Source organism: Geodermatophilus sp. SYSU D00700, from assembly GCF_054050255.1.
On record NZ_JBJGZA010000025.1, the window covers coordinates 54,107 to 66,828 of the forward strand.

The 12,722-nt window shown below is 73.1% G+C and carries 8 protein-coding genes; 1 reads left to right on the forward strand and 7 read right to left on the reverse strand.

Going from position 1 to position 12,722, the window contains the following annotated elements; all coding sequences use genetic code 11:
• Positions 1–67: 67 nt before the first annotated feature.
• The 7 genes from ACI79V_RS17030 to pelF are packed head-to-tail and all read right to left on the reverse strand — an operon-like array spanning position 68 to position 7,782.
• The gene (locus tag ACI79V_RS17030; protein ID WP_456891049.1) at positions 68–754 is read right to left on the reverse strand and encodes a response regulator transcription factor; all 687 of its coding nucleotides are present in this window, start codon (positions 752–754) and stop codon (positions 68–70) included.
• Complete coding sequence (locus tag ACI79V_RS17035; RefSeq protein ID WP_456891051.1) at positions 751–1,476, reverse strand: ATP-binding protein; 726 nt, start codon at positions 1,474–1,476, stop codon at positions 751–753. Before ACI79V_RS17035 ends, ACI79V_RS17030 begins: the two co-directional genes overlap by 4 nt.
• The gene (locus ACI79V_RS17040) at positions 1,473–3,134 is read right to left on the reverse strand and encodes a hypothetical protein (RefSeq protein WP_456891053.1); all 1,662 of its coding nucleotides are present in this window, start codon (positions 3,132–3,134) and stop codon (positions 1,473–1,475) included. Before ACI79V_RS17040 ends, ACI79V_RS17035 begins: the two co-directional genes overlap by 4 nt.
• A gap of 1 nt (position 3,135) precedes the next feature.
• Positions 3,136–4,191 (reverse strand): endo alpha-1,4 polygalactosaminidase, encoded by a 1,056-nt coding sequence (locus ACI79V_RS17045; protein WP_456891055.1) that lies wholly within the window; start codon positions 4,189–4,191, stop codon positions 3,136–3,138.
• The gene (locus ACI79V_RS17050; RefSeq protein ID WP_456891057.1) at positions 4,131–4,811 is read right to left on the reverse strand and encodes a spherulation-specific family 4 protein; all 681 of its coding nucleotides are present in this window, start codon (positions 4,809–4,811) and stop codon (positions 4,131–4,133) included. The genes ACI79V_RS17045 and ACI79V_RS17050 overlap by 61 nt, the downstream gene beginning before the upstream one ends.
• Entirely contained in the window at positions 4,808–6,121 is a 1,314-nt protein-coding gene (locus tag ACI79V_RS17055) for a hypothetical protein (protein WP_456891059.1), read from the reverse strand. The genes ACI79V_RS17050 and ACI79V_RS17055 overlap by 4 nt, the downstream gene beginning before the upstream one ends.
• 17 nt (positions 6,122–6,138) lie before the next feature.
• Positions 6,139–7,782: a GT4 family glycosyltransferase PelF gene (gene pelF, locus ACI79V_RS17060; protein WP_456891061.1), complete on the reverse strand. Its 1,644-nt coding sequence runs from the start codon at positions 7,780–7,782 to the stop codon at positions 6,139–6,141.
• 550 nt (positions 7,783–8,332) lie between these two features.
• On the opposite strand from pelF, the gene ACI79V_RS17065 reads away from it, so the two are divergent.
• Positions 8,333–12,722 (forward strand): fibronectin type III domain-containing protein (locus ACI79V_RS17065; protein ID WP_456891063.1); only part of this gene is annotated, 4,390 nt, incomplete at its 3' end.

Sequence of the window (12,722 nt, forward strand, 5' to 3'; positions counted from 1 at the left end):
GGCGATCCGTGTGCGACAGTCTGCCGCCCGTTCGTCGACCGATCGAGCGCCACGCGCGACGGCGGGTCTACCCGGTGCCCCGCCGTTCGGGCGTGCCGGGGAGACGGGTGCGCGGGAGCTCGAGCAGGCCGTGGGAGACGGCGAGGAGGACCGCCTCGAGGCGCGAGCGCACCCCCAGTTTGTTCAGCACTGCCTGCACGTGGGACCGCACCGTCGCGACGCCGACGCCCATCGCTGTCGCCATCTCCTCCGTGGAGGAGCCCTGGACGAGTCGCTCGAGCACCTCCGACTCCCGCCGGGTGAGGAACTGTGCGGCCAGCTGGACCTGGTCCAGATCGGCACGCGAGGGGCGCAGGGTCGTCCGCAACAGCTCCCTGTCGGTGTAGAACGCGCCCTTGGCCACCATGCGCACCGCCTCGAGGACGACGCTGAACGGCTCGGCCTTGCTCACCACTCCTTCGGCGCCAGCTGCGACGGCCTCGGCGAGCACGCGGCCGTCGACGGCACCGCTGAGCAGCACGACTCTCACACCCGGAGAGCCGGCGGTCAGTGCGCGGATGCCCGCGAGCCCGTCTGGACCCTGGGAGAAGTGCAGGTCCATGATCACCACGTCGGGTTCGGTCGCCCGGGCCGCGGCCAGGGCCTCGGGCACACTGCGGGCGACGCCGACGACCTCCTCCCCGCGGGCCTCCAGCGCCACTGCGAGTGCGTCGATGAAGACGGCGTGGTCGTCGCACAGCAGGAGACGGCTCACGGCTCCACGGCTCCGGGCGGCAACGTGAGTGCGGCGCAGCAACCGCCCCAGGGTGAACGACCGAGCACGAGCCAGCCGCCGGCCGGGAGGACGAGAGAGCGGACGACATCGAGGCCGGTGCCACCGTGTCGGTGGAAGCCGGCCCGACCGGGACCCGGGCCGTCGTCGTGGATCTCGACCCGCACTCGTCGCTGGCCGTGGAGGCCTGGGGTGCCCGTGACAGCCGGGCCGGTGTACCCCGCCTGCAGGAGGATCCTGCCGTTCGAGGAGGTGGCGGCCAGCGCATTCCAGAGCAGGTTGCGCACCGCTCGCATCAGAGCCGTTCTCGGCATCGCCACGTGCAGCGCCGCCGTGGACTGCACGGTGATGCGCCGGCTGTTCGGCGTGTGCGCGGCGGCGGCGGTCCGCAGGACGGCGTCGACGTCGCAGACGTGCCCAGCCGCTGCCGGCCGGTTCCAACGGGACCCCGAACCGGGGGAGTGCCCGTTGGCTGCCGGCGCGGGGTGCGGCTCGGGAAGCGCGTCGACCAGGTCGAAAGCGGCGCCGACTTCGCTCCCCGCGGCCTCGAGGAGCTCCCGGACCCGGCGTGCTCCCAGCGAGGGGTCGGCGGCCGCGTGGATCAGCGTGCGCAGTGTCGACAACTCGTGACGGAGGTCATGGCACACGCCCGTCGTGACGCCCCGTGACCCCGTTGACCGCTTGTCCGATTCTTGAACAGTCATCCGGTGACCATGATGACCGTTTCCGGCGGTGTTGCCCAGAGGACGCCGCACGAAGAGAGAGCGGCGCGGACCTGCGGGTCGTACGACCACTCGGCCACGACGAGCGCCGCCGGGCCCAGGCCCGCGTGCAGGCCGGCGGTCAGCGCGGTGACGAGTGCAGCGCCCTCGGGGCGCAGCACCTCCTGCTGGGTCGTGGGGGAGAGTTCGACGAGGCCGATGTGCCACCGGACGAGCGCAGGGACCTCGATGCGCCCCGACCATGCGCTCACCGCCAGCCGGACCTCGGACTCGGACAGGCGGTGCAGCACGGCGCGCTCCGCGACCAGGATCTCCGCCAACCGGGCCTCGGGGACCTGGAGGACGACCTGCTCCGGTCGTGCGCGGGCCAGTTCGGCGGCTGCCTCGCTCAAGTCCGGCCCCAGGCCGCTGCTCGGCTGGAGGCGGATCACCAGCGTCGAGGCCGAGCCGTCCGTCGCCAGGCCGCGCGCCTGCCGGAGCACCCACTGGTCGAGCGCGGCGGCCAGCCCGGGAGCGGTGACACGGACCGGTGACAGTACGTCCTCGTCGACGGTCCCCACCTCGAGGAGGACCGTCTTCGACGGGGTGACGGTGGCGGGCCTGTCCACCCCTCCGGCGTCTGGCTGTGGATCGGGCGCGAGCGCCTCGATCGCCCTGCGTCCCAGGACGAAGCGTCCGGAGCGCAGTGCCCGCTGGATCTGCTGCCGGCTGCTCGTGCCGTTGACGGTGCCGTCAGGGCGTCCGGCCGGCGTGGTGTCCGGTTGCCAGGGGTCGAGCACGGTGACGCCGCCGTCGAGGGCCACCCGGGCCGCAGTCCGGTGGAGGGAGGCGAGGACGGCGTCGGGGTCGGCGCCGGGATCGGTGATCTCCTGCACGGTGACGGCGACGAGTGGGCCGCCCTCAGGACCGGCGGCACCGCTGCGGCGCAGGGCCGCGAGGGCTCGGCGGGCCATGGCGATCTCACCGCCGTCGGTGGGGTCCTCGACCAGCACGGCGAGCCAGCCCGGTGCGAGGACGACCACGGTGTCGGTCTCCCGGGCCACCTGTCGGACCCGGTCGGCCAGGTCGGCCGTCTGCAGTCCGGGCGGCGGCTGCGGACCCTCGAGCCCGTTCTGCAGGACCGAGACCAGGGCCAGCGCCACACGCGACGGGCGCCGACGCAGGCGCGACAGCGCCGTCCCCAGACGATCGACCAGGTGCCCGCGTCCGTCGCCGATCCTGTCCGGCCCCGGGAGTGCAGCGGAACTGGTGACCTGGGCGTGCAGGACGACGCGCCGGGCCCTCCGACGACGCATGCGGGGAGACAGCCGGCACATCCTGCGGTCCGGGGCCACCAGTAGGTGGAACCAGATCGGGTCGGCATGGTCGCCTCGCAGGGCGCTGACCTGCACGCTGGCGCTCTGGCCGCGCAGGTCGATCAGGTCGCGCACGGTCGCGGTCACCCGGGCGCCGTCGCTCCCGGTGAGGACGTCGTCCAGCGGGACTCGGGTGTCGTCGCCCGGTTCCAGCCCGAGCAGCGCGGCCATGGCTCCGTTGACCCACTCGAGCAGGAGCGAGCCGTCCACTCCGGCGACGGCGAGCGCCACCGGGCCGCCGGTGCTCAGGGCGAGGTCGCGGAGCGCCCCGTTCCCTGCCTTCACCTCAGCAGTGTCGCAGCCCAGGACCGAGGTCGACGTCCTTGAGGATCGTCGACATGCCGAGCGAGGATGCCAGGACGCACTGCTCTCGCGGAGGGGCGGTGTACTCGACGTGCAGCACCGCCTTGCCGAGTGCCAAGAACGGACGGTAGGCCTCGCACTCGTCGTAGACGAGGCACTCCTCGTTGACGGCGAAGTCGAACACCGGTGCCAGGTCGGTGACCTGCTCGACGTCGTTCTTCAGCGCCACCGACATCCCCCGGTCATGGGCCAGCCCGGCCACCGCGGTGTTGAAGGCCAGCTGGTCCTGGGCGGTGAGCGGGAAACCGGTGTCGTTGGTGTACCCGTCGACGTTGTCGGCCTCGACGGCGTCGAAGCCCTTGGCTCGGCAGGCGTCGAACCGGGCGGCCAGGATGGGCAGGAGGACGTCGGTGCGCCGGATGTCGAGCCAGCGCTCCCCGGGCCAGTCGTCCAGCGGCCGCCCGAGGACCTCCTCGGGGTAGGCCCCGGCGTCCGGGCGCCACTCCTCGTAGGCGCCGGCGTTGACGTAGCAGATGACCCGCCGGCCGGCGTCGTGCAGCTGTCGGACCTGCTCGGCAGTCGTCTCCTGCCAGTCCACGTCGTACACGTCGGCGTCCACAGACAGGTCCAGCGCACCGCTCAGCTGGTACTGCCAGGTGGTGCCCGGGGCCGGCCGCCATGGCGTGGACGTGCCAGGCGCGTCGCCGGCACCGCTCGGTGCGGCGGTGGACGTCCCACCGCCCGGATCCCGTGGACCGCTGCCGGCAGTGTCATCGGCGCCGGATGGGACCCCGCTGGACGACGGGGCGGCGGACGGCTCCGAGGTCCCGGCCCCGTTGCTCGGTCCCGGGGACGCGCTCGAGGTGCTGCTGGCGGGCGCCGCCGTACCGGCGGGGTCGTCGTCCCGGGAGCTCCCGCCGGCGCAGCCGCTCACGACCATGGCCACGAGCACCAGTACGCAGGTGCGTCGGGGAAACGTCAAGAGGCGGTCACCGCCCGGCGGCCGGTGACGGTTCGGGACCGAGGGAAGCCTCCCCATGGGTGGGGCATCTCGCGGTCGGTCACGAAGACGTGCCCCGCGCCCAGCGACGCAGCGCGACGGGTGACCGCGGACAGCTCGTCGGCCGGGCAGGTGTGCACCAGGTGCCACACCCGGGCCCGGGGGATCCGGGACAGCCCGGGCGGCGGCCGGAACTCGGCGTGGCAGGCTGCGGTGCCCTCGAACACACAGGTGACGTCGAGCAGCGCGAGATAGCCCAGTGCGGGGACGACTCCCGGGTTGCCCACCACGAAACCCGCCCCGGCGCGCCGGGCGTCGGCTGCGTACTCGACGCACCGGTCGATCGCCGCGGCGTCCGCGGGGAACCGGTCGAACATCACCCCACCGACCCGGTGGACGTCGAGCCAGGCGTGGACGTCGGCCAGGACGTCGGCAGGGGACCGTTCGCCGTAGGCGACGTCGACGTACCCCAGCAGCCGCAGGCGGCGGAGCATCCGGAGGGCCTCGGGGTAGTAGGGGTCGTCCGGTGCGCCGGGACCGTCGTGGACGTTGACCACGACGAACGACGGCCGGGGCGTGTGCTCGGCCAGCGCGCTCCAGGCCGGCGGGTCCTCGGCGGGGTGGACGTACCAGGGGACGGCCATCCGGGAGCTGGTCATGCCACGACCCGGGGGTCGGACACCCGGTGCAGCAGGATGGCGATCGCGCCGAACAGGGCCAGTGGGAAGATGACCGCTGCGGTGTGGGCGCCGTAGACCAGCGCCGAGGAGGCGTAGACGGCCGCCATCGCCGCGGCGAGCACCGCACGCCAGGGCACACCGAAGGCGGTGAGCGCCGCGGCCGTGGTCGCCATCGAGGTGAACGCAGCCGCCGTCACGACGGTCATGGGCCACTCCGGGTTCCCGGCCTGCAGGGCCAGCACGACCAGGGCGGCGGCGAGGGCGGAGAACGCGGCGGTGCTGCCGGCGGCGAGGACGGCCGCGTGCCGCGCCTTGCGGGCCGCAGCCTGCATGACGTACAGCCGGGCCGCCGACGTCTGCAGACGGGCACGGAGCAGGGCGATCACCGGATCGGCCGCGGCGGCGCCGACCACACTCGCCGTGACGAGCGGCGTGGCACTCTGCTCGGGCACCGTCTGCAGCAGCGTGAGCAGGCTCGTCGCGAGCAGGAAGGCCTGCGCCGCGGCCGGCGCGGCAGCGCGCCAGTCGGCCCTGCCCGGCAGGGCGGGACCGCCCGCTCCCACGACGGTGCGGACGCCGAGCAGGACGACGACCAGGCTCGCCGTCGTCGCGCCGCCCAGGGTGAGGCTCGGCGACCACGTCCACGACTCGGGCAGGACCGACACCACCGCGACCACGAGGAGAGCACCCCACACGGCCACGAGGGCGCCGACGGTGCGCCTGGCGCAGACGAGGACGGAGACCGCGGATGCGTAGGCGGTCCACACCAGGCACAGCGCGACGGCGGCGGCGGCCACTCTCAGGTCGTGGGCGAGGACTATCGGCGTCAGCGGGGCCACGGCGAGGACGAGCAGCGTCATCCCCCCGGCCCTGCGCCGGCCCGCCGGACCCTCGCCCCACCCGAGTCGGGACCAGGCGACGGCAGCGACGACCTGGCCACCGATCCACCCGGTGGCCCCGGCGGTCCACACGAGCCGGGCGTCGACCTGCAGCGTGCTCAGCGCCGCCGCTGCGAGGAGGACGCCCGCGACGAGCAGCAGACCCCGCCTGCCCGCCTCGTCGAGGCCGACCGGGGTCCGCGCCCGCCGCAGCTCCGAGCCGACCCTCGCCTGCCCAACGCGGTAGACCGCCGCGGCCAGTGCGAACACGTCGGTGCGGCCGTGGCGAGCGGCCGCCGTGCGATCACTCACCCCGTTGGCCTCGAGCCGGGCCGCAACGTCGAGCACGTCGACGGCACCGGCGGCCAGGTCCTGCAGGGGGTCGACCGTCGGCTCGGCCCTGGCAGGCACGGCGGGTGGAACGGTGGTCATCGGGAGCCCGCCACCTGCGGACTACGCCGAGGCGTCGGGACCAGGACGGGCATGTCGTCCGGCAGCTCGACCGGGACAGGCGCGACCGGCGGACGCGGGACCGGCGGATGTGCCATCGGCGGACGCGCCACCGGAACGACCGTGGCCGGCAGGGGGACGGACGGCACGGGAACGATCCGCACGGGCGCCACCGGCACGGGCACGGGAGGCGCCGTCAGCCGACGCGTCGCGGTCTGCTGGTAGGCCGACTGGTAGGCGGCCAGAGCGCGATCGAGCGTGGCGGTCGCCAGCGCGTGCTCCCGTGCCGCGAAGGACATGGCCCGGCGACGCTCGTCGTCCCTCAGCAGGTCCAGAGAGGCCGCGGCGAAGGCCTCCGGGTCGCGGGAGGGGACGACGACGCCGGCGCGCCGGTCCTCGTCGAGGCACTCGGCGACCCCGCCCACGTCGGTACTGACCGTGGCCCGGCCGCACATCATCGCCTCGATGACGGTGAAGGGCAGCCCCTCGGAGATGCTGGACAGCACGACGATCGATCCGGCCGCGATCGCCGGCCGGCTGCCCTTGGTCGGCCCCTCGAAGGTGGCCGAATCGGTCAGGCCGAGTTCCTGGATCAGCTCCGCCACGCTGTCCCGGTAGGCCTCGTTGCCCTCGGGGACCGGGCCGAACAGGCGGAGTCTCGCCTCCGGGAGTTGCCGGCGCACGATCGCGAAGGCGCGGACCAGCGTGTGCAGGTCCTTAAGCGGGTCGATCCGGCCGACGAAGCTGAGGGTGGGCACCTCCGGCTCCGCGCCGACGGGCTCGTAGAGCTCGGGCTCCACGCCGTTGAGGATCGTCACCACCCGGCCCGGGTCCGCGCCGAGCCGCTGCGCCCACCGGCGGTTGAAGTCGGAGACGGGGAGGACCAGGTCCGCCTCGCGGTAGGCGACCTCGCAGATGCGGCGGACCAGGGCGGTGACGGCGCGGCGCTCAGCCCAGGACCGGCTGCCGTCGTTCAGCGCCAGGTAACGCTCACGCAGGTAGACGCCGTGCTCGGAGAGCACCATCGGGATGCCGTGCCGCCAGTACGCGGCGAGGCCGATCATGCCTGCGCCTCCGTTGCCGGCCGAGTGCACCAGGTCCACATCGGTGGGCGCAGCGTCCACGACCGCGAGAGTCCGGTCGACGATGTTGGCGGCGGCCACGGCGTCGGCGACGCTCAGGGGTGGTAGCCCGGCGCAGCGCGCTCCCCACGCGGTCAGGAGCGCGCCGGCCGAGCCCCGGGTGGCGAGGAGGGCAGCGAGTCGCTGCCCGTCGCTCAGGCGCACGAGGGAACGCAGGGCCGCCCGCGCCTGGGCGACGGCCTCCTCGCCGTCGGGGGCGAGCGCGGCGTCCCAGAGCCGGGCCAGCGCCAGCTGCACCGCCCGGTGCAGGTCGGCGCTGCGGCGGAGTCGCCGGACGCCGGAGGGCAGCGTGCCCCACATCGGGTGGAGGACGACGCGCCGTAGAGCGGGCGGCTGCGGCCAGACGGACCGTTCGCCGCCGGTCGCGGTGAGGCTGATGACCGTCCACTCGTGTCGGGACATGCCCTTGATGAGCTGGTCGCACCAGGTGCTGACGCCACCGGTCTTGACCGGGTAACTACCCTCGGTAACCAGAGCCACTCGCAACGCGGCGTGCTTGCCGAGAGGTGGTCTGGTGTTCCCCGTCGACGTGCCCTCTGCGACGCGGCGCGGTGGGAACGAACTCCTCGTCTGCACTGCGGCTGCCTCCCCGTGTCACCGCACGCCATCGCCTCGGGTCCGAGCCCGATGCGATGGCGTGACGGCACGTCAGCGTGGAGGGATGCGGCAGTCCTGTATCCCCCAAGGTGGACGACCGCGTCTCCACCAGATGGTGGAGAGCGGCTCTGTGACGTGGAGGAGAGCCCCGGGGTTTGCGATCGCCGCCCTCGAAGTTCCCAGGTCCGGAGATCCGGACCCACAGTGACGACGCACACGCGCCGCGTGAAGCGGTGACCACAGAGGGTTTCCGAGACACCCACGGTCGGTTCACGACTCGCGCTTGAACCAAGCCCAGTACCCACGGCCGGAGAATCCATGCACGGCTGTCCTTATGTTGTCGCGGTTACTGCGGGACAGGGCACCGTTCATGGGGGCATCGACAATGGGTTCGTCATCGCGCACAGGGGCGGGACTGTCACGTGGGCGCTCCGTGGTGGCGCTCCTGGTCCTGCTGGCGATCGTCGTGGCCGGTGTGTCCCTGAGCGCGAGCGCCGCGCGAGCGGCCGAGTACCGGGTGGACCTCCGGGTGCTCGTCGTCAGCAACGGGGATCCGTCCGTCGAGGCGATCGCGACCCAGCTGGTCCGCGAGGGCGTGCCCTTCACGAAGGTCTTGGTCAACGACCCTGGCCGGCCGGTCATCGACGCCGCCTTCCTGGCCGACGCGTCGGCAGCCACGGCGCGCTACCAGGCCGTGGTCCTGCCCAACCAGGCCGGCGGTGGGCTGACGGCTGACGAGACCGCGGCCCTGACGGCCTACGAGCGCACCTACGGGGTGCGCCAGGTCAGCGCGTACAACTGGCCCACGCCCAGCATGGGGCTCAACAGCCCGACCTACAGCGGTTCGCTGGACGGCGGGTCGGCCACGGTCACCGCCGCCGGCCTGGCCGGCCCGTTCGGGTACCTGCAGGGGTCGCTGCCGATCGACGACTTCGGCTCGGAGCTGGAGGTCTTCGGGTACCTCGCCCAGCCGGTGTCCCCGCTCCCGGCCGGAGAGTCGTTCACCCCGCTCCTGACGGCCAGTGCCCCTGGGGGGCAGAGCGGTGTCCTGGCCGGCGTGCACGCCAAGGACGGACGCGAGGAGCTCGTCCTCACGGCGGCCTACAACCCGTACATGCAGTGGTGGAACACGGTGGCGCACGGCGTCGTGACCTGGATGACCCGCGGCATCCACCTGGGCCACCAGCGCAACTACCTGGCCGTCCACATCGACGACGTGTTCCTGCCCGACAGCCGGTGGAGCGTGAGCGGGAACTGCACCCCGGGCGACGACTGCGTCGACCCCTCGGTGACGACCGAGGACATCCGGATGACGTCGGCGGACGTGACGCGCCTGCTGGACTGGCAGAACGCCAACGACTTCAAGCTCGACATGGTCTTCAACGCCGGCGGCATCCAGATGTGGCGGGACGAGCACGGGGGAGCCGATCCCCTCACCGACGCGCTGCTGGCGAACCAGGCGCAGTTCCCGTGGATCAACCACACCTTCACGCACCCGTACATGGGCTGCATCCAGATCGCGCCCACCGTCGTCGGGCAGCCCTGGCACTGCGCGACCTCCGAGGGCGAGACCCCGCGGCAGGACCCGGAGATCCCGGCACAGGAGTCGGGCGGGGTGTACTGGGCGTCGCAGGAGTTCCTCCGCGCCCAGGTGCAGGACAACATCACCTGGGCGGCCTCGGTGGGTCTGAGCGACTTCGACGCAACGGAGCTCGTCACCGGCGAGCACTCCGGCCTGCGGACCACGCCGCAGCAGCCGCAGGACAACCCGTTCCTGGGCGCGGCGCTCGACCAGACCGGCATCGACGTGACCGCGTCGGACGCGTCTCGCGAGCCGACCCCGCGGACGGTCACCGGGGGTGGCACCGTGACGCTCCCGCGCTATCCCATGAACGTCTACTACAACACCGGCACGTACCAGGACCAGATCGACGAGTACAACTGGTACTACAACTCCAGGGCAGACGGCGGCAGCGGCATCTGCGAGAACAACCCCCTGAGCACTTGCATCGCGCCGCTGCCGGCCGGTGACCCCCAAGAGGCCCGGGCCAGTTTCGACGGCTACCTGCAGCCCCTCGAGGTCCGCAACGCCCTGGGGAAGGTCCTGACCAACGACCCGCGGCCCTTCTACGCGCACCAGTCGAACCTCGCCGAGGATGCCCTGCTCTACCCGGTCGTCGAGGGGATCCTGCAGCAGTACCGGGCGACGCACGCCGCCTCGGCTCCGGTGGTGCGCACGGACATGACGTCGCAGCTGCAGCAGCTGAACCGCATGGCGGGCTGGCAGAGCGCGGCGCAGAACACGACTGCCTACATCGACAGCTCCGGCGTGCACGTCGAGGGCGGTGGCGCCGAGGTCCCCCTGACCGTGCCGGCGGGCACGCAGGTCAACGGTGCGGCGCTCGAGTCCTACGGCGGCGAGTTGTCGGCGTGGGTCACCGGCACGGTCACCGCCGTGCCGTCGTCCCCGATGGGCGGCTACGTCGGCACGGCCGCGACGGTGCCCGGGGCTCCGGTGCTCGGGGCCGTGACGGCGGGCGACGCCTCGGCGACGGTCTCGTGGACCGCTCCGGTCGACGCGGGCGCGTCGCCGATCACCGGCTACCAGGTGGCGGTCTACGAGGGCGACGCCACGCAGCCGGCGCGTCAGGAGTCGGCCGCAGCCGATGCCACCCAGCTGCAGGTGACCGGCCTGACCAACGGCACGGCCTACAGCTTCACGGTCGCGGCGGTCAACGGAGCCGGCACCGGCCCGGCGTCGCAGCGTTCGGCCCCGGTGACGCCCACGGCGGCGCCCACGGTGGGGTCGGAGCTCGCGGCGGGCTCCCAGTTGATCGCCGGTCAGTCGCTGGTGTCGGCCAACGGGTCGCACCGGGCGGACATGCAGCCCGACGGGAACTTCGTGGTCTACCGCACCACCGATGGGGTGCCGGTGTGGAGCTCCGGCACGTGGGGTGTGCCCGGTGCTCACGTGGAGATGCGCGCTGACGGGAACCTGGTGGTGGTGTCGGCGGCCGGTGCGGTGGCCTGGCAGTCGGGTACGGCCGGGTCGGCCGGGGTGCGGGCGGTGCTCGGCGATGACGGGGTGCTGAGCGTGCTGACCGCCGAGGGCACCGTGGTCTGGTCCAGTGCGGCGCCGCCGCCGCCTCCACCGCCGGTCGCGGAGCTGGGGGCTGGCTCGCAGTTGGTGGCGGGTCAGGGGCTGGTGTCGGCCAACGGGGCGTTCCGGGCGGACATGCAGGGCGATGGCAACTTCGTCGTCTACCGCAATGTCGATGGAGCGCCGGTCTGGGACACCGGGACGTGGACCACCCCCGGTGCCCACCTGGAGATGCGCGCCGACGGGAACCTGGTGGTGGTCTCGGCGGCCGGTGCGGTGATCTGGCAGTCGGGTACGGCCGGGTCGGCCGGGGTGCGGGCGGTGCTCGGCGATGACGGGGTGCTGAGCGTGCTGACCGCCGAGGGCACCGTGGTCTGGTCCAGCGCTGGGAATTCACCGCTGGGATCGGAGTTGGTTGCGGGCCGGCAGTTGGTGGCGGGGCAGTCGCTGGTGTCGGCCAACGGGTCGCACCGGGCGGACATGCAGCCCGACGGGAACTTCGTGGTCTACCGCACCACCGATGGGGCGCCGGTCTGGGACACGGTCACCTGGGGCAACAACGGGTCCTGGGTGGAGATGCGCACCGACGGGAACCTGGTGGTGGTCTCGGCGGCCGGTGCGGTGGCCTGGCAGTCCAACACCGCCGGGTCGGCCGGGGTGCGGGCGGTGCTCGGCGATGACGGGGTGCTGAGCGTGCTGACCGCCGACGGCACCGTGGTCTGGTCCAGTGCGCCGCCGCCGCCTCCACCGCCGGTCGCGGAGCTGGGGGCTGGCTCGCAGTTGGTGGCGGGTCAGGGGCTGGTGTCGGCCAACGGGGCGTTCCGGGCGGACATGCAGGGCGATGGCAACTTCGTCGTCTACCGCAATGTCGATGGAGCGCCGGTCTGGGACACCGGGACGTGGACCACCCCCGGTGCCCACCTGGAGATGCGCGCCGACGGGAACCTGGTGGTGGTCTCGGCGGCCGGTGCGGTGATCTGGCAGTCGGGTACGGCCGGGTCGGCCGGGGTGCGGGCGGTGCTCGGCGATGACGGGGTGCTGAGCGTGCTGACCGCCGAGGGCACCGTGGTCTGGTCCAGCGCTGGGAATTCACCGCTGGGATCGGAGTTGGTTGCGGGCCGGCAGTTGGTGGCGGGGCAGTCGCTGGTGTCGGCCAACGGGTCGCACCGGGCGGACATGCAGCCCGACGGGAACTTCGTGGTCTACCGCACCACCGATGGGGCGCCGGTCTGGGACACGGTCACCTGGGGCAACAACGGGTCCTGGGTGGAGATGCGCACCGACGGGAACCTGGTGGTGGTCTCGGCGGCCGGTGCGGTGGCCTGGCAGTCCAACACCGCCGGGTCGGCCGGGGTGCGGGCGGTGCTCGGCGATGACGGGGTGCTGAGCGTGCAGACCGCCGACGGCACCGTCGTTTGGTCCAACGTGATGTCGGCAACAACCGCGCAGGCGACGGAGCTTGCTGCGGCGATGCTCAGTGGCGTGACTGTTGCTCCGGCGGCTGAGTCGCCTTCGACGGGTTCGGCTCCGGCGACGGAGTCGGCTCCGGCACCTGGGCCGGCTCCGGCGACGGAGTCGGCTCCGGCACCTGAGCCTGCTCCGGCACCTGGGCCGGCTCCGGCGACGGAGTCGGCTCCGGCACCTGAGCCTGCTCCGGCACCTGGGCCGGCTCCGGCGACGGAGTCGGCTCCGGCACCTGAGCCTGCTCCGGCACCTGGGCCGG